This is a genomic window from Bacillus sp. MT(2024) (assembly GCF_036362845.1).
Lineage (GTDB): Bacteria > Bacillota > Bacilli > Bacillales > Bacillaceae > Bacillus > Bacillus velezensis.
In genome coordinates this window covers 2,278,443-2,300,425 of the sequence record NZ_CP143632.1, presented here as the reverse complement: position 1 = coordinate 2,300,425, position 21,983 = coordinate 2,278,443, and the positions used below count along the sequence as shown (strand labels likewise).

Sequence of the window (21,983 nt, the reverse complement as noted above, 5' to 3'; positions counted from 1 at the left end):
CACTCTTCTATCATATTTTCTGTCAGGCCGGGGTAGGATTTTTATTCCAATTCAGCTGAGAGAATACGATGAAACGGCAGCGTTAACGCATCTTCATCGTTTAGGATTTTTAAACGCTTTTCGTCATGCATCACTTGTTTTACCCATCCCCAAAAGCGGCGGGGACCGTGTGCTGAAGCGTAGGTGACCGAGATGGCCCTATCTTCTTCAATCGACGCCGCAATGATGCGGTTCATGTCGTTCAGTTGCTCTTCGCTCAGTTCCGGAGGCCGGAATTCCCTTTCTTTTCGTTTTTTTGCAAGCAGCTGCTCCCGATGTTCGGGCAGCATCATCCGGCTTGATTCCCACATGACATTATACCCGGGTGTTAATTTGTTCGGATTCATGTATATCACCTCAAATTATTTGTAGTGCCCGCCGATTTTTTCAGCCCGGTGAAAGGCTTGGCCGGCCTCTGTCAGTGAAGCGGCATGGAGGAGCGACGCAGGGCCGTACCGCTCATGAATATCATCCAATACTTTGCCGAGACTGATCTTTTTTTCCTGAGCATCGAACAGGCTCAGCTGAACATAATCACAAGGCTCCAGCTGGGAAAGGGAGACGCCGGCGCTGCGGACGGGCTCACCGTTCCAATGCTCTTTGAAGAGCTTGACCGCCGCTTTAAAAATATCCATTCCGAAATTAGTCGGAGAGATCAGCTTTCTCTGTCTGTGAAAACCTGAAGGGAATTCAAAATCAGCGCCTCTGATGCTGACCGAAACCGTATGGCCGATGTATTGTTTGAAACGGGCGCGGCGGGCCACCTCTTCGCTTAACTCCAGCAGCACGACTTTAATATCCTCAAAGCGGCTGTAGTCTCTCGGGAGGGTCATGTTATGGCCGATCGCTTTTTGCCGGCTGTGCGTGTTGACGGTGACCGGAGAGGGATCGATGCCGCGGGCTGTCCGCTGAAGCAATTCGCCGTTAATGCCCCAGCGTTTTTTCAGCAATTCGGCGGGGTGCCCGGCAAGCCCGCCGATTGTGCTGATGCCCATCCGTCTTAAATGATGCTCCATCCGTTTTCCGATGCCGAATAATTTTCCGACCGGCAGCGGCCACAGATCCTGCCTGATATTTGACATATCCAATCTGTGAATGCCGGATGCGTTTTTTTTGGCAAAATGGTCGCAAGCCATTTTCGCGAGCGCCTTATTCGGCCCGATGCCGACACGGGCATAAATTCCGAATTCACGCATAATCGCTTGCTGAATGCTTTTGGCAATTGTAAAAGGATCACCGAACAGCCGCCTGCTTCCGGTCACGTCGAGAAACTGCTCATCGATGGAGTAGGGTTCTACAAGATCGGTATACCGTTCAAACAGTTCGGTAATCATGACGGATACATCAATATACCGCTGCATCCTCGGACGGACAATAACGGCATCGGGACATTTGGCCTGCGCTTCCCACAGCCGTTCGGCATTTTTTACGCCGTATCGTTTGGCGAGCGGACAAGCCGCAAGCACGACGCCGCTGCGTCTTTCGGGATCTCCCGAGACAATCACGGGCCGGCTTTTGAAATGAGGCGCTTCCGCTTTTTCCACAGACGCATAAAACGATTGCATATCAACAAGAAGAATATCAGCCATAAAAAAACCTCCGGGAACGTTTGTTCTGTTTTTCATTGTACCCGAACAATGATCACGTTTATACTGGTAAATCATTCCCCGGCTGGAAGACGTGCTGATTCGTTTGCTTGAAAAGAAATCATTTACAATTGCAAACAACCCACATATAATTTTTTATATTCCAATGAGAAGAGCTGACATTCATTTTGCCGGACGAAAAGGAGAGTCAATCGATAATGGATATTCGAACAATTACCTCTGAAGACTATGAAATGGTTACGTCTGTTTTGAATGAATGGTGGGGCGGCAGGCAGATGAAAGACAAACTGCCGCGCTTGTTTTTTGAACATTTTCAGGACACAAGCTTTATCACGTACGGGCCGGAGGGAATGACCGGTTTTTTAATCGGTTTTCAGTCACAATCAGACCCTGAGACAGCCTACATTCATTTTTCGGGTGTGCATCCGGATTTCAGAAAAATGCAAATTGGAAAACAGCTCTACGATCGATTTATGGAGACGGTGAAAAAAAGGGGCTGCACAAAAGTCAATTGCGTGACGGCGCCTGTCAATAAAGTATCAATCGCTTATCATACAAAATTGGGCTTTGAAGTTGAAAAAGGAACCAAAACCGTAAACGGAATCCCTGTTTTTGCGAATTATGACGGTCCGGGAGAAGACCGGATTCTGTTTGTGAAATATATGTAGAGGGGGATGTATATGGGTTTTTTAGCTGACACGCCCAAACCGCCCTATTATGCGGTCATTTTTTCATCAATAAAGGGAAAATATGATGAGGAATATGAGCATACGGCAGAGCGCATGATGAATTTGGCAGGCGGACAGCCGGGCTTTTTAGGCGCGGAAAGCGTTCGGGAGGAAAACGGCTGCGGCATCACGGTTTCCTACTGGGACAGCCTGGAAGCGATTAAAAGGTGGAAAGACCATACTGACCACCGGGCGGCAAAACAAAAAGGAAAAAGCGCCTGGTATGAAGCGTACGCGGTCCGCATTACGAAGACGGAGTCACAGCGGATGTTTGCGTCAAAAGGGGCGGAAGATTGATTACATTTTTACGGCATACACAAGAACAGACGGCGCGGGAAATTGCGGCGGTTCAACGCTGCTCTTATCAAAAAGAAGCCGAGCTGATCGGCTTTTTCGGCATTCCAGCCCTGCATGAAACACCCGATGACATACAGCGGTCACGGGAGACGTTTGCCGGTTTCAAGGAAAAAGATCGGCTTGCAGGCGTCATTTCGTATGAAAAAAAGGGATATGACCTTGTCATATGCAGGCTGACGGTGCACCCGTCCGGCTTTCGGAAAGGAATCGGACAGGCGCTTATTCAATTTGTGATAGATCAAAACCGGGACGCCCAAAAAATAGAGGCGGCTACCGCCAGTCAAAACGTTCCGGCAGTCTCTCTCTATTTAAAAACCGGGTTCATAGAAGCCGGACAGACAGAGACGCCGGAAGGGCTGACCCTCTCGTTTTTTCATCTTTATCCGAAGAGGAAAGCGGAAGTTGTTCCGTACAAGCCGGAATGGAAAGAGATGTTTGAAAGAGAGAAGGCGGACTTGATCCGAATCTTCGGCCCCGCTCTTCATTCTGTCAGCCATATCGGCAGCACCTCCATCCCGGGAATGGCCGCAAAACCCGTCATTGATATACTGGCGGAGGTCAAAGATATTTTGGACGCTGACCGATTCAGTCCGCAGCTGGAAGCACTCGGCTATGAGGCGAAAGGGGAAAACGGGATAGAGGGCCGGCGTTTCTTTCAAAAAGGCGGCAGCAAGCGCACACACCACGTCCACATATACGAAACAGGCCATCCGGATGTGAAGCGTCATCTGCTGTTCCGGGATTACCTCACTGCAAAGCCTGAAAAAGCGGCTCAATACATGGAACTGAAACGGCGGCTCGCTAAGGCATACCCGTACGATATGGCAAAGTATAGTGAAGGGAAAAATGACTGGATCAAGGCGGCTGAACAAGAGGCAAAGGACTGGGAGAGCGGGCTTCTGTAAAGAAAGCAGAAACAATGCATACAGCGGCTCCGGTATGCTACAATGGCGAAAATGAAAAACGGAGGATCATCTATGCAAATACATGTGACGGATGCGGCGAAACACACACTTCAGCAGGCGATGGACGCCAACCCGGGGAAAAAAGCGCAGCTCCGCTATGACGCAGAAGGCTGCGGGTGCGCGGTGAGCGGCGTGCCGACCATCTGGCTGGCGGACGAATTAACGGGACAATGCGAGGCCATTGAAACCAACGGACTTCCGCTTTACATCCAGACCTCACAAAAAGTGTTTTTTGACGAGGAAATGACAATCGATTACAATGAAAAGGCAAAAACGCTCGTCTTAAAAAGCCCGGCAGAGATGCTGAGCCCGAGAATGAGCATATTAGTAAAGCAGGGAGAAACGGAAAGTGAATCAAAAGCTGAAAGCCATTAAACAGACGGCACAGCATAAAACGTGGGTATCCTTTCTGAACAACAACCACCCGTACAGTCTGCTGCACTGGTCCATCGGAGGCGCTGAATCCGTTCAGAAGGATGTCTGGCTGCTTCAGGATGAGATGACCTTCAAAGCGCAGGAGTTTACGACAATCGACCTCGCCATTGACTGGATCGGAGAAAATATGGACGGGATTACCGACGTTTTATGACGGGAAAGCGAAAGAACCAGCATACGTTCTTTCGCTTTTTTACGTTTGCGTCATGGTATCTAAAAAGGTTTGAACGGCTTTGCGGTAGCTCTCCGGATTTTTGGTGTACGACATGGCATGCCCGCCCGATTCGGCCAGATAGAGCATCTTCGGGCCGCGTTTTCTGCGGTGCAGCAATTCGGAAGAAGCGGGAGGTATATAATCATCTTCCTTACTGTGAATAAACAGCACGGGCTGCCGGATTCGGCTGATAACCGATAAAGGCGATACATCACGGATACGGTATCCTTCTCTCATCCGCAAAAAGAAATCAGCCAAAGGCAGAAGCGGCCACGGAGGCAGCCGGAACTCTCGCTTCAGTCTGTAGGCGAGCTGATCGCGAAAGCTTGCGAACGGACAGTCCGCAATATAAAAATCAGCGCCGTTTTCATCCTGATGCCCGCCCGCGTATAATAAGGCCGTCACCGCTCCCATCGATTCCCCGTGGATGCCGATTTGACCGCCGTCTCCCGTTTTGTGTCTCACCCAATTCACGGCTTCTTCCAAATCATCTTTTTCAAAATAGCCGTAGCTCGTCGTTCTGCCGCCGCTTTTTCCGTGCCCGCGGTGGTCATATACGAGCACATTCCAGCCTAAATCTAAAAATAAATCCATGTATTTCAATGAATTGAACGAATTTACGGTAACGCCGTGACAAATAATCATGGTGTTTGCCGTATGATGCGGGGCGACGTAAAAGCCTTTGATCTCATACCCGTGGCGTGACAGGATGACGGCCTCTTCTTTTTCCATGGCCTGAAAGGAATCAAATCTATCATGCCCGTCGGCCGTTTCTTTTTTCATGATATCTTCATCCGTCTTTTTCTTCATAAACATAATCAGATTCGTAAAAGCGAATCCGGCAGCCAAAAAGACTGCGCAAGCCGAACCGAACACCGCCAGCCATTTTTTCACACAGGCACCCTCCTTTCATATGAAAAATCCTTCCTCCGGCTTTTCAGGACCGTGAACGTTGCCGGCCTCCGGCGCTCCGTGGTACACTTGCTTCACCATATTCAGATACGGGGGGCGTAATGATGAAAAAGCAGCTGCCTAAAGAAAAACACAGCTTAAAAGACGATCTGGGGGAAGATCTGAAGGCCAGGCTTTTGCAAATGAAAAGTGAGCTGAAGGAAGAAGACGAGAAAAAACAGGCGCAGCAAAAAGCGGAACAAATCAGAAAACGAAAAGAAAAAGAAAAAAATAAAAGCTTTGAAGAGCTGCTGAATGAAAGCAGTCTCGATTGGCACAAATATAAATAAACCGGCATCTGACAAGGTGCCGGTTTTATTGTTTAAGAACGATGGGCTTCGTATACGTCCCGTTTTGTATGGTATTGCAGAGCTTTGATTTCCTGGCTGCTTAAACGACGGGCCTCTGCAGCCGAACAGTTTTCTCTCAGCTGCTCAAGTGAGCTGGCTCCGGTGATGACAGAAGCGACGGCCGGCTGTGACAGTAAGTATTGAAGGGAAAGCTCCGTCATGCTCAAGTCAGGTGCGGCAGCGCTGATCGCTTTTTTAGTTTCTTCCAGTTCCGCAAAAGAATATGTTAAATAGCCGTTCTCTTTTACGCTTGCGGCTGCTTGATCAAGCGGTTTTTCCGTAAGAAGCCCTTTAGCGACAGGCCCTCTGGCGACGACGCTGATTCTGTTCTCCTCTAAAAGGGGAAGCCACTCCTCAGGACGCCGGTCCAGCAGGCTGTATTGCATCATAACGCTTGAGATATTTGATTTTTTTACATATTCTTTAATGACATTCGGACGAATCGAGGAAATGCCGTAATACCGGATGACACCTTCCTGTTTTAAGTCCTCAAACGCTTCGATCGTTTTGTCAATATGATCTTCCATCGTGCCGCCATGCAGCTGATAAAGGTCGATATAGTCCGTTTTCAGCCGGCGCAGACTGTTTTTGACCGCTTCTTTTATGTATCCTTTGGAGGCGTCCCAATGCCAGCCGTCTTTATCATCATTCCAGCGGTTTCCGGCTTTCGTGGCTAAAATGATGTCGTGCCTGCGGTTTTTGACGGCCTCCCCGACAATTTCCTCATTTCTGCCGAAATCATAAAGATCAGCGGTATCTAAATAATTGATTCCAAGCTCGATCGCTTCATCCAAAATAGACAGCGCTTCAGCTTTATCTGTGCCCAGCGACATACAGCCGAGCCCGATTTCGCTTATTTCTAAATCAGAATGTCCCAGTGTGCGTTTTCTCATCGTTTCGCTCCTTTTTATAGTCTTTTATTGACCGTAATATAAAGGCGCGAAGTTTTCAACTGTTAAGGCCCGGTGATCCAATCTCCGACATAGCGGAATGTCCGCCCGTATTCTTTCAGTTTAGCCCGCACTTCCCACGCCTTTCCGACCAATACGATACTTTTATCCTTCCGATACACCTTCAATCGAAAAGCACCTCCCTCTCATGCATGTATGATAAAATATATGAGGCATAATAGAGAGACAGAACGGGAGATGACATGATGAAACATTTAGAAGAAAAAACACTTGCGAAAAAAAAGCTGTATGACGGGAAAGTCATAGATCTTTACTTAGAGGATGTAGAGCTCCCGAACGGAAAAACAAGCAAGCGGGAAATCGTCAAACATCCGGGAGCGGTGGCCGTACTTGCGGTGACCGAGGAAGGAAAAATCATTTTGGTGAACCAGTTCAGAAAGCCGCTGGAACGGACAATCGTTGAAATTCCGGCCGGTAAGCTTGAAAAGGGAGAAGAGCCGGAACATACGGCGTTAAGAGAGCTCGAGGAAGAAACGGGATATACGGCGGAAACCTTGACGAAAATCACCGCTTTTTATACATCACCCGGGTTTGCTGATGAAATCGTGCATCTCTTTCTTGCGGAAGGGCTTTCGCCGCTGGAAGAAAAGCGCGAACTGGATGAGGATGAATTTGTCGAAGTCATGCAGGTCACGCTTGAAGAGGCCGTGAAGCTGATTGAATCCCGCAGGGTGTATGACGCAAAAACGGCGTACGCGATTCAGTATCTCCAGCTGAAAGAAGCGCTGAAGGAAAAATGATGAAAACCATCTATGCCGATCTGCATATTCATATCGGCCGCACCTATACGGGAAAACCGGTCAAAATCACCGGGGCCAAAACGTTGACGCTGCATCGGATTTTAGAAGAGGCCAGTGAGGGGAAGGGAATTGAACTATTGGGCATCATCGACTGCCATTCCCCGGAAGTCATAGAAGAAATCGAGCGCGGAATTGATGAAGGCAGATACCGTGAGCTGAAAGAAGGCGGCATCCGGTATCGGAATACGACGCTTCTATTGGGCAGTGAGCTTGAAATCTATGATCACACATGCCGCGGGCCGATTCACGTTCTCGTCTTTATGCCGTCTCTTGCCGAAATGAAGATGTTTTCTGAGTGGCTCGCAAAAAGGCTTAAAAATATCCATCTCAGTTCCCAGCGTATTTATGAAACCGGTTTGAATCTTCAAAGGAAAACAAAGGAATTGGGCGGGCTGTTTATTCCCGCCCATATGTTCACCCCGCATAAAAGCCTGTACGGAAAAGGGGTCATATCTTCTTTGACAGAAGTTTTCGACCCGGCGCTCATTGACGCGGCGGAACTCGGGTTAAGCTGTGACACCGACATGGCTTCGCGGGTAACGGAACTTGATCCGTATACATTTTTAACAAATTCTGATGCGCATTCCTTAGGAAAAATCGGCAGAGAATATAATGAAATGCTTCTTAAAGAAGCGAATTTCACGGAATTTTCGCTGGCTTTAAAAGGGAAGGACGGAAGAAAAATCACGGCGAATTACGGGCTGAACCCGAAGCTCGGGAAGTATTACCGGACGGCTTGCGACCGCTGCGGCGGCCCAGTGGAAAAAGGAGCTTCCGCCTGTCCGGAGTGCGGGGGGAAAACAATGACAAAAGGGGTCAGTGAACGGCTGGAGGAACTGAGCGGGCCGAAAAAAAGCCGCGTGCCGCGGCCGCCGTATATTCATCAAATCCCGCTGCAGTTCATTCCGGGGGTCGGGCCGAAAACGTTAGACAAACTGAAGCGGGCTTTCGGGACGGAGATGGCGATTCTTCATCAGGCGCAAGAAGAGGAATTGGCGCGTGTCGTCCAGCCTAAAATAGCGGCTGTCATTCATAAAGCGCGCACCGGGCAGCTCGTCCTTGAGGCCGGGGGCGGAGGGACGTACGGCAGAATCAAGCCGTAAAAGCCGGATTTTAGCGGAGCTCCTCCTGCACCTTCTTTTTCGTGCGGACAAACGCAATCAATTCGATGATTTCATCCTGATTCAGCGGCTGTCCGTCAACGGTCAGTGTGCCGCGGCCTTGTGCGGCGTTTGTTAATTCGATGGTCTGGGTAAACGGCTCCGCCTTTTTTTCAGTGCGCCCCAGTAAATCGTCGCACGTCGTGTCAAACAGATCGGCAAGCGTGCCCAGCGCCTCGAATGACGGACGCCGGTATCCTGATTCATACCCGGCGTACGTGCTTTTGGCGATGCCGAGACGGTCAGCCGTATATTGAAGAGACCAATTTTTCTTTTTTCTCAGTTCAGTTAAACGATCTAAATTCATATTCAAAACCGCTCCTTTTCACTTGAGCAAATTATATCATATCGATATGCAAAAGTGTACGCGAATTGAATAATAATCACTTGATTAATTTCAATCGTCTGTCTATAATTTGATTAAAAGTATGCGAAAAGCGAATGCTTAACACATCTTGAGAAATGGATGAAGAGGTGCAGGGTATGAAAAAATTATTGCTGTTAACAACCGGAGGAACAATCGCCTCAGTCGAAGGAGAAAACGGGCTTGCACCCGGGGTGAAAGCAGACGAATTGTTAACCTACGTATCAAAACTTGATAACGATTACACGATGGAAACCCATTCGTTAATGAACATCGACAGCACAAATATGCAGCCTGAATACTGGGCCGAAATCGCAAATGCTGTCAAAGAAAAATATGACGCATATGACGGGTTCGTCATTACGCACGGGACAGACACAATGGCGTATACATCAGCGGCACTGTCTTATATGCTTCAGCATGCTGATAAACCGATCGTCATTACGGGTTCGCAAATTCCGATTACATTTCAAAAAACCGATGCCAAAAAAAATATCACGGACGCGATCCGCTTCGCATGTGAAGGGGTGGGCGGCGTATACGTCGTATTTGACGGCAGAGTCATTCAAGGCACACGCGCCATTAAATTAAGAACGAAAAGCTATGATGCATTTGAGAGCATTAACTATCCGTATATCGCGTTTATTACCGAAAACGGAATTGAATACAACAAACAAGTGCACATGCCAAAAGACGATGCCTTTACGGTCAATACCTCACTTTGCACGGACGTGTGCCTGCTCAAGCTCCACCCGGGGCTGAAACCGGAAATGTTTGACGCATTAAAGGGCATGTACAAAGGGATCGTCATTGAAAGCTACGGCAGCGGCGGCGTGCCGTTTGAAGGAAGAGACATTCTCGCCAAAGTCAATGAAATGATTGAAAGCGGCATTGTCGTCGTCATTACGACACAATGTCTTGAAGAAGGAGAGGACATGAGCGTCTATGAAGTCGGCCGAAGAGTCAATCAAGATCTCATTATCCGCTCCAGAAATATGAACACGGAAGCCATCGTGCCGAAATTAATGTGGGCGCTCGGCCAGTCTCACAACTTGGCTGAAGTCAAAAACATTATGGAGACACCGATCGCAGACGACGTTGTACTGTAAAAACATGACTACCACAAAGAGAAAGTAGGGTTTTAGCATGACAAACGCGCAAAAAGAATATCGTCAGGAAAAAGATTTCCTCGGAGAAAAACAAATTGAAGCTGATGTGTATTACGGAATACAAACGCTGCGCGCGAAAGAAAACTTTCCGATTACCGGATACCGCATCCACGAAGAAATGATTAATGCGCTCGCCATCGTCAAAAAAGCGGCGGCGCTTGCCAATATGGATGTAAAACGGCTGTATGAAGGAATCGGAAATGCGATTGTCCAGGCCGCAGATGAAATTCTCGAGGGGAAATGGCATGACCAATTCATCGTCGATCCGATCCAAGGGGGAGCCGGAACGTCCATGAACATGAATGCCAACGAAGTAATCGGCAACAGGGCCCTTGAAATCATGGGCCATAAAAAAGGTGAATACATTCACCTCAGCCCGAACACACACGTCAACATGTCACAATCGACGAACGACGTGTTCCCGACGGCAATCCATATTTCCACCTTAAAACTTTTGGATAAGCTCCTTGATACGATGGCGCATATGCTGAGTGTCTTTAAGGATAAAGCGAAACAATTTGATTCTGTCATTAAAATGGGGCGCACACACCTTCAGGACGCTGTGCCGATCCGTCTCGGACAGGAATTTGAAGCATACAGCCGCGTGCTCGAGCGTGACATAAAGCGAATTAAACAATCCCGCCAGCATCTGTATGAAGTCAACATGGGGGCAACGGCCGTAGGTACGGGACTTAACGCCGATCCGCGCTACATAGAACAGGTTGTAAAGCACCTGGCTGACATCAGCGGACTGCCGCTTGTCGGCGCCGGCCATTTGGTTGACGCCACACAAAACACTGATGCGTATACGGAAGTTTCAGCCGCGTTGAAAGTATGCATGATGAACATGTCTAAAATCGCCAACGATCTGCGCTTAATGGCTTCAGGTCCGCGCGCGGGACTTGCGGAAATTTCACTGCCCGCCCGTCAGCCGGGATCATCCATTATGCCAGGGAAAGTCAACCCTGTAATGGCAGAGCTGATCAACCAAATCGCCTTCCAGGTCATCGGGAATGACAATACGATCTGCCTCGCTTCAGAAGCGGGCCAGCTGGAGCTTAACGTAATGGAGCCGGTACTCGTATTTAACCTGCTTCAATCCATCAGCATCATGAATAACGGGTTCCGTTCATTTACCGATCATTGTCTGGCGGGAATTGAAGCCAACGAAAAACGTCTGAAGCAATACGTGGAAAAGAGCGTCGGCGTCATTACAGCGGTCAATCCGCACCTCGGGTATGAAGCGGCTGCGCGAATTGCCCGTGAAGCCATCATGACGGGGCAATCTGTAAGAGATCTCTGCCTTCAAAATGATGTCCTGACAGAAGAAGAATTGGATATCATTTTGAATCCGTATGAAATGACAAAACCGGGGATTGCCGGAAAAGATCTATTAGAAAAATAAATTTTAAAGCAACAACAGCCGCCTTTTCACGTTTTTCAGTGAATAGGCGGTTGCCATACAAAGGGATGAGGCAGTATAGTATAATTTGTTATATCATTTGATGAAAGCGTTTTAGCTTTTTTCTTCTAGGGGGATTTTCTTGTGAAAGAGGTCAGATTGCCAAATTTATTGGAAATTATTATCTTATTATTCGGGTTTTTAGCACTTGTCTTATCGTTCACAGTGTTTTTAGACCTGCCGATCCAGCTAGCTCTATTAATATCCTGGTTTTTCGCTATTATTCTCGGAGTCAGGCTGGGATATTCATATAAAGACTTGCAGGATTCGATTGTCACCGGGATATCAAACGGTCTTGAAGCGGTGTTGATTCTTGTTTCGGTCGGTGCGCTCATCGGGACATGGATTGCCGGCGGCGTTGTGCCGACGTTAATTTATTATGGTTTAGAGTTTATTAATCCTCATATTTTCCTTCTGGCTACACTGGTTATCTGTTCCGTTATGTCCGTTGCGACCGGAACGTCGTGGGGAACCGTGGGAACCGCGGGGATCGCCATGATTGCCATCGGAGAGGGAATGGGTATACCGCTTCCGATCGTAGCGGGAGCCGTTTTGTCCGGCGCTTACTTCGGAGACAAGCTTTCACCGCTGTCTGACAGTACGGTGCTTGCCTCCACGCTTTCTAAGGTGGATGTGCTGTCGCACGTCAGAGCGATGATGTATCTGTCAATTCCGTCCTATATTATTACGGCCATTCTATTTACCGTAACGGGATTTATATACGGCGGAAAAAATATTGATCTCGACAAAGTGGAATTTTTAAAGTCTTCATTGCAGAAAACGTTTGATATTCATATATGGATGCTCATTCCGGCTGTTGTCGTCGTTGTCCTTCTGATTTTGAAAAAGCCGTCTATGCCCGTTATCGTCATCGGTGCTTTGCTTGGCGCAATCTGGGCTTCCGTCTTTCAGGGAATGAATTTTGCCAGTGCCATCGCGACTGCTTATAATGGTTTTTCTATTAAAACGGACGTCGAATTTTTAAACGGCCTGTTAAACCGCGGAGGCATTACCGGTATGCTGGATACGTTAGTCGTTATCCTGTTCGGTCTCGGTTTTGGAGGAATTCTTGAGAAGCTCGGCGTATTAAAAGTGATTGTCTCAACTTTTGAGAAAAAGCTGACCACACCGGGAAATGTGACGCTTTCGACATTGATCGTCGCCCTTTTAGGAAACATTTTCGGCTGTGCGATGTACGTGTCATTGATCCTGACGCCGAAAATCATGGAGAACAGTTATGATAAACTGAAACTTGACAGAAGAGTTTTATCCCGGAACGCAGAGGTGGGCGGAACGCTTACTTCAGGGATGGTGCCGTGGTCTGATAACGGCATCTATATGGCCGGCATTCTCGGCGTATCCACATTTTCATATCTGCCGTTCATGTGGCTCAGTTTTGTATCTATCGGACTGGCAATATTGTACGGATACACGGGGAAATTCATTTGGTACACGAAAGAAAAATCCTTGCAATCTCAAAAATTGGGTTAGGAGGTTCATTTCATGATTACAAAGCATATGATTCGGACGTTAATGATTGAAACGCCGACTGTTCCCGGAAATCTCGGAAAAGTGGCAACCGCCATCGGAGTGATGGGCGGAGATATCGGGGAAGTAGAAACCGTTAAAGTCGGCCCGAACTACACAATGCGCAACATCACGGTGCAGGCCGAAAATGAAGAGCAGCTGCAGGAAATCATTCAAGCCATTGAAGCTCTCGGTGAAGGCATCCGGCTTCATACAGTCTCAGATGAAGTGCTCTCTGCTCATGAAGGCGGCAAAATTCAAATGAAAAGCAAAATGCCGATCCGGACATTGGCTGAGCTTGGCCGTGTTTATACGCCGGGCGTCGCCGATGTGTGCCGACTGATTGAAAACGAGCCTGAAAAAGCGTCCATCTATACGACAATCAGCAATTCTGTCGCCATTGTCACCGACGGCACGGCGATTCTCGGCCTCGGCAATATCGGTTCTGTCGCGGGAATGCCTGTAATGGAAGGGAAAGCCGCGCTTTTTGACCAGCTGGCGGGTATCAGCGGAATTCCGATTTTGCTTGATACCTCTGATCCGCAAGAAATTATTCGCACGGTAAAACATATTTCTCCGGGGTTCAGCGGAATTCTGCTTGAAGATATCGGTTCGCCTCACTGCTTTGACATTGAAGACCGCCTGAAAGAAGAACTGGATATTCCGGTTATGCACGATGACCAGCACGGCACGGCGGTCGTCACGCTCGCCGCCGCCATTTCCGCTTGTAAAAGCGCCGGTCTTGATTTAAAAGAAGCGAAGGTCGGTCAGATCGGTCTAGGCGCGGCAGGCGTCGCCATCTGCCGCATGTTTATGGCATACGGAGTCAAAGCGGTCTGCGGAACGGACAAGTCTGAAGACGCAATGAACCGCCTCGCTCAGTACGGAGGTCAGCCGCTTGGAAGCATCAAAGATTTAATGGACACGTGTGACATTGTGATCAGCACCACCGGAGTTCCGGGTCTCATTAAAAAAGAGGATGTCAGAAAAGGACATGTCATTCTGGCCCTATCTAATCCGAAGCCGGAGATTGAACCGGAAGAGGCATTACAAGCCGGAGCCGCTTATGCAGCCGACGGCCGCTCGGTCAATAATGTTCTCGGCTTCCCGGGGATTTTCCGCGGCGCGCTGAACGCCAAAAGCAAGAAAATCGACCATGAAATGCTTGTGGCGGCCGCAGAAGCCATCGCCTCTTGCACAAAACACGGCGATCTCGTGCCTCAGCCTTTGGATGCGGACGTGCATCAGGCCGTATCAGCAGCCGTAGAACGGGCCGCGGCAGGAAAATAAACAACTCTTACAGTACCGGACATGTGCCGGTGCTGTTTTTTTATCATGAATAGGAAGCGGAATTCTTAGGCAGGCTAACAGATAGCAAAAGACGGAATAAAGAGGTGTCAATGTGGATTATTTTCCGCTGATCCATACAAATATTTGGGATGCTGTGATCGGCGTGCCGGTCGTCTTATGCGTTACACAGCTGATCAAAGTGTTCTGCCGGGTTCCGGGCATATTCGTTCCCACGATTGCCCTTGCTGCCGGAAATGTTGTGTCTATCGTTTTCGGTCACCATGAACACGTGTATGCGGGGATTTTTATGGGATTTTTTTACGGATACGCCGCCATGGGGAGCTATTCATCTGCCAAAACGTCTCTGCGCGCTTACCGGTCGAAACATGAGCCGTATTCATGAACACATCGGGATTTTTTTGTTATGATAAAGAAAAGGAAAAAAAAGGAGCGATTGGCACATGGCGAAGAGTAAAACGAAAAAAATGCGGGAGCATCTCAGAAGAAACGGGATGCGTGACGCAGTCTTGTCAAGGGGGACGGCGCCGTCTTTCAGCACCCATGAAAGAGTGACGAAAACCAAAAAAGACAGGCTTGAAAGAATAAAGCATAAAAAAAGGAACCCCTATGATCACCGGAGTGATGACGGGGGTTCTTTTTTTATGCCCGAATCTCGCGCCTTTCTATGATTTCTCTGTCATGTTTTCTCTTTTCTTTCATACAATCTACTAAATCAAGTCAATAGATTAGCGGGAGGAAAGCGGTATGAGAAAACAATCGTACAAAGAACTGTTTTTTCGCCATGTAAAGGATCATCTGTCACTTTATATATTTGTGTTCGTCTTGTTTTTGATGGGAGTCATTTTCGGGGCGATCATCGTCAACAGCATGACCATCACGCAGAAAGAAGATTTGTATTACTATTTAAGCAAGTTTTTCGGACAGCTGTCTGACGGAAAACATGCCGGCGCTTCAGAAATGTTTTGGCAGGCCGTCTTTCATGATGTAAAATATTTGGGGCTGATGTGGATTCTTGGTATTTCCGTGATCGGTCTTCCGGTTATTTTCATTATGGTGTTTTTAAAAGGAATCGTCGTCGGCTTCACGGTTGGTTTTTTAGTGAATCAAATGGGGATGAACGGGTTTTTCCTGTCATTTATTTCGGTTCTGCCGCAAAACATCGTTCTCATTCCGGCATATCTTATCATGGGGACATGCTCCATCGCTTTTTCACTGAAACTGATCCGGCAGCTGTTTGTCAAACGCAGCCTTCATGACGCGCCGATCCAATGGTTCGGACGTTACGCCTTCGTACTGATTCTCATCGTTTTCTTCTCGGTCATCGCTTCGCTGCTCGAAGCGTACGTGTCTCCGCTGTTTATGGAAAAGCTGTCTTCACGCATATTTTAGAATGATTATCACAAAATAATACTTTTATTTATCAGTTTATAATAATTATAGTTGGAACTCTGCGCGTATTTTGTTATAATGAGTCATGGAATGCGGCGTAGGAGGGAAAGACATGGAAAACCGTATTGATCGAATTAAAAAGCAGCTGCACTCGTCAAGTTACAAGCTTACGCCACAGCGGGAAGCAACGGTAAGAGTGCTGCTTGAAAACGAAGAAGACCATTTAAGCGCAGAAGATGTATACCTCCTCGTAAAAGAGAAATCTCCTGAAATTGGTCTCGCTACAGTATATCGTACATTAGAATTATTAACAGAATTAAAAGTCGTTGATAAAATTAACTTCGGGGACGGCGTATCCCGCTACGACCTTCGCAAAGAAGGCGCGGCTCACTTTCATCACCATTTGGTCTGCATGGAGTGCGGAGCCGTCGATGAAATTGAAGAAGATCTGCTTGAAGACGTTGAAGAAGTGATTGAACGTGATTGGAAATTTAAAATTAAAGATCATAGATTGACTTTTCACGGAATCTGCCACCGCTGCCGCGGGGATGAAACAGAGTAAAAGCCTATGAACCTTTTCTGCCAGGAAAGGGTTTTTTGCTGTTTTTATGTATAAAAGCCTTTGAAATTGGCATAAGGTGTACTAACAGCCGCCAAAGAAAGGGTCGATCGAAAGATGGGCAGATTCCTGAAAACAGCCGCGGATACGATCAAAGTGTTTATTCTGTTCACAGGTTTTACCGCGCTGTTCTATTATGCTATGATATGGGTGAATTCAGAGTATGAAAACTATCATCGGTACGATAAACCGGAAGGCTCCGCCGTCAAAGTGGCCAAAACGGAACATGAGGAGAAAGACGGCTGGTTCGGCCGATTGATCTTTTTTTACCAAAACGGGGAGTAGATCAAGAGTGAAGGATCAAATTAAGGATTTCATCCATTATGTGAGGGTTGAAAGAGGGCTGTCCCAAAATACGATGATGTCCTATGAGCGTGATCTGAAAAGTTATTCTCTCTTCTTAACTGAAACCCTTCAGATCACTTCATGGAATGATGTGACCCGTCTTCATATTATTCAATATTTAAAGCATATAAAGGACTCCGGGAAATCCGGCAAGACGTCTGCCAGGCATTTGGCGTCGATCCGGTCTTTTCATCAATTTCTGTTAAGGGAAAAAGCCGCGGATAAAGATCCTTCGGTACATATTGAAACACAAAAAACAGAGCGGACGCTTCCGAAAGTATTGGCGCTTCACGAAGTTGAGCGGTTATTGGACACGCCTAAGCTTGACAGCCCGTTCGGTCTCAGGGATAAAGCCATGCTTGAACTGCTGTACGCAACCGGCATCCGGGTCAGCGAGATGATCGAGCTGAAATTATCCGACGTCCATTTGACGATGGGATTCGTCCGCTGCTTCGGAAAAGGGCGGAAAGAGCGGATTGTGCCGATTGGTGAAGCCGCTTCCCATGCGATAGAAGCATACATTGAAAAAGCCAGAGGGAAATTATTAAAGAAAAACGTAACCGAAGCGCTTTTTCTGAATCATCACGGCAGGCAGATCAGCCGTCAGGGGTTCTGGAAAAACCTGAAAAAAATCGCCCTTGAAGCGGGGATTAAAAAAGAGCTGACACCGCATACGCTCCGGCACTCTTTTGCAACGCACCTGCTTGAAAACGGCGCGGATCTGCGCGCCGTGCAGGAGATGCTCGGACATGCCGATATTTCCACGACGCAAATTTATACGCATGTGACGAAAACAAGGCTGAAGGACGTGTACAAACAGTATCATCCGCGCGCTTAGGAGCCGCTGCCGGAGGGGCCGCGGCTTTTTTTGCCGGATTGGCGGAATACAGAGAAGGTTCTAATTATTTGAATCGGCATTGTCAACAAGAATGTAAACGGTTTATACTTGAGTTGTCTGACCTCTGTAAGCTACAATGGACAGATGGAAGAAAAGGAGGCTTTTATGATGTCTGAATACAAATATAACCGGGTATTTTTGATCGTAATGGATTCTGTCGGAATCGGTGAAGCGCCGGACGCTGCCGATTTTAATGATATAGGCGCAAATACGCTCGGACACATCGCAGAGCACATGAACGGCTTACATATGCCCCATATGGCGCAGCTCGGTCTCGGACTGATCGGAGACATTAAGGGCGTGGAAAAAACGGAGCACCCTCTTGCGTACTACGGAAAAATGCAGGAGGCGTCAAACGGGAAAGATACGATGACGGGGCACTGGGAGATTATGGGCCTCTACATTGAAAAACCGTTTAAAGTGTTCCCGGAAGGATTTCCGGATGAACTTCTTCGGGAACTTGAGCGGCGTTCAGGACGGAAAATCATCGGAAATAAGCCGGCTTCAGGCACGGCGATTCTGGACGAGCTCGGAAAAGAACATATGGAAACGGGTGCGCTGATCGTTTATACATCAGCAGATTCCGTGCTGCAGATTGCGGCTCACGAAGATGTCGTTCCGCTGGAAGAGCTGTACAGCATCTGTGAAACGGCCAGAGAACTGACGCTTGATCCGAAGTACATGGTCGGCCGGATTATCGCAAGACCGTTCGTCGGAGAACCGGGCAGCTTCAAACGCACGCCGAACCGTCATGATTATGCGCTCAAACCGTTCGGCCGCACGGTAATGAACGGAATGAAAGACAGCGGATTAGACGTCATTTCCATCGGCAAAATTTCTGATATTTATGACGGAGAAGGCATTACATCTTCCCGCCGCACGGTATCTAATATGGATGGCATGGACAAAGTGATTGAAACGCTCGGTGAAGAGTTTACGGGCCTGAGCTTTGCCAACCTCGTTGATTTTGACGCGCTGTACGGACACCGCCGCGATCCGGAAGGGTACGGAAAAGCGCTCGAGGAATTCGACGCGAGGCTTCCGGAAGTGTTTGAAAAAATGAAAGAAGACGATCTGCTGATCATCACTGCGGATCACGGCAATGATCCTGTCCATCACGGCACGGATCACACGCGGGAGTATGTGCCGCTTCTTGTTTACAGCAAAAAGCACAAACACACTGAACAGCTGCCGCTTGCGGATACATTTGCCGATATCGGCGCAACCATTGCGGATAATTTCAAAACGGAAAAGCCGGAATACGGAAAAAGCTTTTTATCAAGATTACAGTAGGGGGACTTTTTTTGAAACAAAAGATCGAACGTGCTGCTGCATTTATTAAAGAACACGTGAAAGAAACACCAAAGATCGGTCTGATTTTAGGGTCAGGGCTCGGCGTATTGGCCGATGAAATTGAAGGAGCTGTCAAGCTTACATATGAAACGATCCCTGATTTTCCGGTCTCAACGGTAGAAGGCCATGCCGGCCAGCTTGTGATGGGAACGCTTGAAGGCGTGCAGGTCATCGCGATGCAGGGCCGCTTTCATTACTATGAAGGCTACTCAATGGATCAGGTCACATTCCCAGTCCGCGTGATGAAAGCGCTCGGCGTTGAATCTCTCGTCGTGACGAATGCAGCCGGCGGTATCAACACTGAATTCCGCGCCGGCGATCTGATGATTATTACAGACCATATCAACTTTACAGGCACCAACCCGTTAATCGGGCCGAACGAAGCTGAATTCGGAGCGAGATTCCCGGACATGTCAGAAGCCTATGACAAAGAGCTGTCAAGCTTGGCTGAAAAAACGGCCGATGAGCTGGGCATTCCTGTTCAAAAAGGTGTGTATACAGCTGTTACGGGGCCGTCTTACGAAACGCCTGCTGAGGTTCGGTTTTTAAGAACGATGGGGTCTGACGCTGTCGGCATGTCGACCGTGCCGGAAGTCATCGTCGCCAACCACGCGGGGATGCGCGTGCTCGGCATCTCATGCATTTCCAACGCGGCGGCAGGTATTCTTGACCAGCCGTTATCCCATGAAGAAGTAATGGAAATGACGGAAAAAGTAAAAGGCGGCTTTTTGAAGCTTGTCAAAGCCGTAGTCGCACGATCTCAAAAATAAGTCAGCATAAGTCAGCTGTTTCTTCGGAAGCAGCTGTTTTTTTGTGCCCTCAACACGAAACATTTTCCAGATGAGGCGTATAAAACCACCGGATTTGGAAAAAATAAAAAGGATTATGAAATGGAGGGCTTTGGAGATGAAACGTCTTATATCCACTTTGTTGATTGGCATTTTATTAACGGCATCAGCACCGTCCGCTTTTGCAAAGCCGGACGGAAAACATACATCGGAGCTCGCTCATGAAGCCAAAAGCGCCGTGCTGATTGAACGCGATACGGGAAGCATTCTTTATAACAAGAACAGCCGGGAGCGTCTGGCGCCGGCAAGCATGACAAAAATCATGACCATGCTTTTAATCATGGAAGCGCTTGACAAAGGGAAAATAAAGATGAGCGATAAAGTCAGGACGAGTGAACACGCCGCGTCTATGGGCGGATCACAGATTTTCCTTGAACCCGGAGAAGAAATGACGGTAAAAGAAATGCTCAAAGGAATTGCGATAGCTTCCGGAAATGACGCATCTGTCGCAATGGCGGAGTATATCGCCGGTTCAGAAGAGGATTTCGTCAGCCGGATGAACAAAAAAGCAAAAGAATTGGGATTGAAAGATACCTCCTTCAAAAACCCGACGGGACTGCCTGAAAAAGACCATTACAGCTCTGCTTATGACATGGCGAAAATGGCGAAGGAATTATTAAAGTACGATAAAATCACTCAATTTACGGGAACGTATGAGGATTATTTAAGAGAAAATACAGACAAAAAGTTCTGGCTCGTCAATACAAACCGGCTGATCAAATTTTACCCGGGTGTAGACGGCGTGAAGACGGGCTTTACAGGCGAAGCGAAGTATTGTTTAACCGCTACCGCTAAAAAAGGAAATATGAGGGTCATCGCTGTCGTTTTCGGAGCCAGCACCCCGAAAGAAAGAAATGCCCAAGTGACCAAAATGCTTGATTACGCCTTCAGCCAGTTCAAAACACACCCGCTGTACAAACGGAATCAAATCGTCGGAACGGTAAAAGTGAAAAAAGGAAAACAGAAACTGATCAAGCTGACCACATCTGAGCCGATCTCTCTTCTGGCCAAAAAGGGAGAGAACATGGACAAAGTAAAAAAAGAAGTGAAAATCAACGGCAATGTAACGGCTCCGGTTAAAAAAGGAGAGGTGCTCGGCAGCCTCGTTCTGAAAAAAGACGGAAAGGTGCTCGTTGAAAGCCCGGTCACGGCAAAAGACGACATGGAAAAAGCGGGTTTTCTCACTTTTCTGAAGCGGACGATGGGAGATTGGACAAAATTTAAATAATCGTGGCGAACGGGCACTAGTTTTGTCATAGTGAAGGAATTGCTTTCCCAAAAATCGAAACACTCATTATCCGATCATATCAAGGAGGAATGAGCATGAGCCTTGGAATTGACTTTCATGTCAAAGAATCCGTGCTTTGTATTCGATTAACAGGTGAACTCGACCATCATACGGCAGAATCATTAAAACAAAGGGTTACTGAATCGCTGGAGGCTGACGGCATCCGTCACATTGTGCTGAACCTTGAAGATCTTACCTTCATGGACAGCTCCGGCCTCGGCGTGATTTTAGGGCGTTATAAACAAATTAAACAGCTCGGCGGAGAAATGGTCGTGTGCGCGATTTCGCCCGCGGTGAGACGCCTGTTTGACATGTCCGGCCTGTTTAAAATCATCAGGTTCGAACAATCGGAACAAAAAGCGCTTTTAACGTTGGGGGTGGCATCATGAAAAACGAGATGCATCTTGAATTTTCAGCCCTCAGTCAGAACGAATCGTTTGCGCGCGTAACAGTTGCTTCTTTTATCGCGCAGCTCGACCCGACGATGGATGAGCTGACGGAAATCAAGACCGTCGTATCAGAAGCGGTAACAAACGCAATCATCCACGGCTATGAAGAAAACTGCGACGGAAAGGTGTACATCTCCGTTACGCTGGAGGATCATGTCGTCTATTTGACCATACGTGACGAAGGCCTCGGGATCACGGATCTTGAGGAAGCGCGCCAGCCGCTCTTTACGACAAAACCCGAGCTTGAGCGCTCCGGTATGGGCTTTACCATTATGGAAAACTTCATGGATGATGTCACGATTGATTCTTCGCCGGAGATGGGAACGACGATACGCTTAACAAAACACCTATCAAAAAGCAAAGCGCTTTGTAATTAAGGAGATT

General features: G+C 47.8%; 29 protein-coding genes. 23 read left to right on the top strand and 6 right to left on the bottom strand.

Annotated elements, in window-relative coordinates; genetic code table 11:
* Positions 1-41 precede the first annotated feature (41 nt).
* Together VP472_RS11320 and VP472_RS11315 are read right to left on the bottom strand one after the other, a co-directional pair.
* Positions 42-386 (bottom strand): YolD-like family protein, encoded by a 345-nt coding sequence (locus VP472_RS11320; RefSeq protein ID WP_146277123.1) that lies wholly within the window; start codon positions 384-386, stop codon positions 42-44.
* 15 nt (positions 387-401) lie between these two features.
* On the bottom strand, positions 402-1,628 hold the full coding sequence (locus tag VP472_RS11315; RefSeq protein WP_044802115.1) for a DNA polymerase IV: 1,227 nt from the start codon (positions 1,626-1,628) through the stop codon (positions 402-404).
* A gap of 215 nt (positions 1,629-1,843) precedes the next feature.
* On the opposite strand from VP472_RS11315, the gene VP472_RS11310 reads away from it, so the two are divergent.
* The 5 genes from VP472_RS11310 to VP472_RS11290 all read left to right on the top strand — a co-directional run bounded on the left by VP472_RS11310 (position 1,844) and on the right by VP472_RS11290 (position 4,285).
* Positions 1,844-2,314, top strand: a complete 471-nt coding sequence (locus VP472_RS11310; protein WP_003153297.1) for a GNAT family N-acetyltransferase — start codon at positions 1,844-1,846, stop codon at positions 2,312-2,314.
* A gap of 12 nt (positions 2,315-2,326) precedes the next feature.
* Positions 2,327-2,671 (top strand): antibiotic biosynthesis monooxygenase family protein, encoded by a 345-nt coding sequence (locus VP472_RS11305; protein ID WP_003153298.1) that lies wholly within the window; start codon positions 2,327-2,329, stop codon positions 2,669-2,671.
* Positions 2,668-3,636 carry a bifunctional GNAT family N-acetyltransferase/GrpB family protein gene (locus tag VP472_RS11300; RefSeq protein WP_094247817.1) on the top strand — a complete coding sequence of 323 codons (969 nt, stop codon included), beginning with the start codon at positions 2,668-2,670 and terminating at the stop codon, positions 3,634-3,636. The genes VP472_RS11305 and VP472_RS11300 overlap by 4 nt, the downstream gene beginning before the upstream one ends.
* Positions 3,637-3,708: 72 nt before the next feature.
* Positions 3,709-4,071 (top strand): iron-sulfur cluster biosynthesis family protein, encoded by a 363-nt coding sequence (locus VP472_RS11295; protein WP_014305346.1) that lies wholly within the window; start codon positions 3,709-3,711, stop codon positions 4,069-4,071.
* Positions 4,046-4,285, top strand: coding sequence for a DUF2552 family protein (locus VP472_RS11290; RefSeq protein WP_003153307.1), 240 nt, complete (start codon positions 4,046-4,048; stop codon positions 4,283-4,285). Before VP472_RS11295 ends, VP472_RS11290 begins: the two co-directional genes overlap by 26 nt.
* 39 nt (positions 4,286-4,324) lie before the next feature.
* Here VP472_RS11290 and VP472_RS11285 read toward each other — a convergent pair whose 3' ends face one another.
* Entirely contained in the window at positions 4,325-5,239 is a 915-nt protein-coding gene (locus tag VP472_RS11285; RefSeq protein WP_025649815.1) for an alpha/beta hydrolase, read from the bottom strand.
* A gap of 122 nt (positions 5,240-5,361) precedes the next feature.
* On the opposite strand from VP472_RS11285, the gene VP472_RS11280 reads away from it, so the two are divergent.
* Positions 5,362-5,586: a YqkE family protein gene (locus VP472_RS11280; protein WP_070082061.1), complete on the top strand. Its 225-nt coding sequence runs from the start codon at positions 5,362-5,364 to the stop codon at positions 5,584-5,586.
* A 32-nt stretch (positions 5,587-5,618) separates the two neighbouring features.
* Here VP472_RS11280 and VP472_RS11275 read toward each other — a convergent pair whose 3' ends face one another.
* Positions 5,619-6,539: an aldo/keto reductase gene (locus VP472_RS11275; RefSeq protein ID WP_146277121.1), complete on the bottom strand. Its 921-nt coding sequence runs from the start codon at positions 6,537-6,539 to the stop codon at positions 5,619-5,621.
* A 62-nt stretch (positions 6,540-6,601) separates the two neighbouring features.
* Positions 6,602-6,724 (bottom strand): Z-ring formation inhibitor MciZ, encoded by a 123-nt coding sequence (mciZ, locus tag VP472_RS11270; RefSeq protein WP_003153315.1) that lies wholly within the window; start codon positions 6,722-6,724, stop codon positions 6,602-6,604.
* A gap of 78 nt (positions 6,725-6,802) precedes the next feature.
* On the opposite strand from mciZ, the gene VP472_RS11265 reads away from it, so the two are divergent.
* Both VP472_RS11265 and VP472_RS11260 read left to right on the top strand, forming a co-directional pair.
* Positions 6,803-7,357, top strand: a complete 555-nt coding sequence (locus VP472_RS11265) for an NUDIX hydrolase (RefSeq protein ID WP_003153317.1) — start codon at positions 6,803-6,805, stop codon at positions 7,355-7,357.
* Positions 7,357-8,520 (top strand): TIGR00375 family protein, encoded by a 1,164-nt coding sequence (locus VP472_RS11260; RefSeq protein WP_017418076.1) that lies wholly within the window; start codon positions 7,357-7,359, stop codon positions 8,518-8,520. Before VP472_RS11265 ends, VP472_RS11260 begins: the two co-directional genes overlap by 1 nt.
* A 10-nt stretch (positions 8,521-8,530) precedes the next feature.
* Here VP472_RS11260 and VP472_RS11255 read toward each other — a convergent pair whose 3' ends face one another.
* The gene (locus VP472_RS11255) at positions 8,531-8,884 is read right to left on the bottom strand and encodes a helix-turn-helix domain-containing protein (protein WP_003153320.1); all 354 of its coding nucleotides are present in this window, start codon (positions 8,882-8,884) and stop codon (positions 8,531-8,533) included.
* A gap of 176 nt (positions 8,885-9,060) precedes the next feature.
* Here VP472_RS11255 and VP472_RS11250 point away from each other — a divergent pair, with 176 nt between their 5' ends.
* The 15 genes from VP472_RS11250 to spoIIAB all read left to right on the top strand — a co-directional run bounded on the left by VP472_RS11250 (position 9,061) and on the right by spoIIAB (position 21,976).
* Positions 9,061-10,050 carry a type I asparaginase gene (locus VP472_RS11250; protein WP_003153321.1) on the top strand — a complete coding sequence of 330 codons (990 nt, stop codon included), beginning with the start codon at positions 9,061-9,063 and terminating at the stop codon, positions 10,048-10,050.
* Positions 10,051-10,087: 37 nt separating this feature from the next.
* A complete protein-coding gene (gene aspA, locus VP472_RS11245; protein WP_003153322.1) occupies positions 10,088-11,515 on the top strand; it encodes an aspartate ammonia-lyase in 1,428 nt (475 codons plus the stop codon).
* A 141-nt stretch (positions 11,516-11,656) separates the two neighbouring features.
* A complete protein-coding gene (nhaC, locus tag VP472_RS11240) occupies positions 11,657-13,063 on the top strand; it encodes a Na+/H+ antiporter NhaC (protein WP_045208087.1) in 1,407 nt (468 codons plus the stop codon).
* Between the two features lie 12 nt (positions 13,064-13,075).
* Positions 13,076-14,389: an NAD-dependent malic enzyme gene (locus VP472_RS11235; RefSeq protein ID WP_146277119.1), complete on the top strand. Its 1,314-nt coding sequence runs from the start codon at positions 13,076-13,078 to the stop codon at positions 14,387-14,389.
* Between the two features lie 112 nt (positions 14,390-14,501).
* Positions 14,502-14,792 carry a hypothetical protein gene (locus VP472_RS11230; protein WP_003153325.1) on the top strand — a complete coding sequence of 97 codons (291 nt, stop codon included), beginning with the start codon at positions 14,502-14,504 and terminating at the stop codon, positions 14,790-14,792.
* 58 nt (positions 14,793-14,850) lie between these two features.
* On the top strand, positions 14,851-15,078 hold the full coding sequence (locus tag VP472_RS11225) for a hypothetical protein (protein WP_003153326.1): 228 nt from the start codon (positions 14,851-14,853) through the stop codon (positions 15,076-15,078).
* A 76-nt stretch (positions 15,079-15,154) separates the two neighbouring features.
* Positions 15,155-15,799, top strand: a complete 645-nt coding sequence (gene spoIIM / locus VP472_RS11220; RefSeq protein WP_007409404.1) for a stage II sporulation protein M — start codon at positions 15,155-15,157, stop codon at positions 15,797-15,799.
* 112 nt (positions 15,800-15,911) lie between these two features.
* Positions 15,912-16,361, top strand: a complete 450-nt coding sequence (gene fur / locus VP472_RS11215; protein WP_003153330.1) for a ferric iron uptake transcriptional regulator — start codon at positions 15,912-15,914, stop codon at positions 16,359-16,361.
* A gap of 114 nt (positions 16,362-16,475) precedes the next feature.
* Positions 16,476-16,703 carry a YqzK family protein gene (locus tag VP472_RS11210; protein WP_003153331.1) on the top strand — a complete coding sequence of 76 codons (228 nt, stop codon included), beginning with the start codon at positions 16,476-16,478 and terminating at the stop codon, positions 16,701-16,703.
* A gap of 7 nt (positions 16,704-16,710) precedes the next feature.
* Complete coding sequence (gene xerD / locus VP472_RS11205) at positions 16,711-17,601, top strand: site-specific tyrosine recombinase XerD (protein WP_012117897.1); 891 nt, start codon at positions 16,711-16,713, stop codon at positions 17,599-17,601.
* Between the two features lie 168 nt (positions 17,602-17,769).
* On the top strand, positions 17,770-18,954 hold the full coding sequence (gene deoB / locus VP472_RS11200; protein WP_146277117.1) for a phosphopentomutase: 1,185 nt from the start codon (positions 17,770-17,772) through the stop codon (positions 18,952-18,954).
* Between the two features lie 11 nt (positions 18,955-18,965).
* Complete coding sequence (locus VP472_RS11195) at positions 18,966-19,784, top strand: purine-nucleoside phosphorylase (RefSeq protein ID WP_003153340.1); 819 nt, start codon at positions 18,966-18,968, stop codon at positions 19,782-19,784.
* Between the two features lie 136 nt (positions 19,785-19,920).
* Positions 19,921-21,090, top strand: coding sequence for a D-alanyl-D-alanine carboxypeptidase family protein (locus VP472_RS11190; RefSeq protein ID WP_003153342.1), 1,170 nt, complete (start codon positions 19,921-19,923; stop codon positions 21,088-21,090).
* Positions 21,091-21,185: 95 nt separating this feature from the next.
* Positions 21,186-21,539, top strand: coding sequence for an anti-sigma F factor antagonist (gene spoIIAA, locus VP472_RS11185; protein ID WP_065180567.1), 354 nt, complete (start codon positions 21,186-21,188; stop codon positions 21,537-21,539).
* On the top strand, positions 21,536-21,976 hold the full coding sequence (gene spoIIAB, locus VP472_RS11180; protein WP_003153347.1) for an anti-sigma F factor: 441 nt from the start codon (positions 21,536-21,538) through the stop codon (positions 21,974-21,976). Before spoIIAA ends, spoIIAB begins: the two co-directional genes overlap by 4 nt.
* The last annotated feature ends 7 nt before the right edge of the window (positions 21,977-21,983 follow it).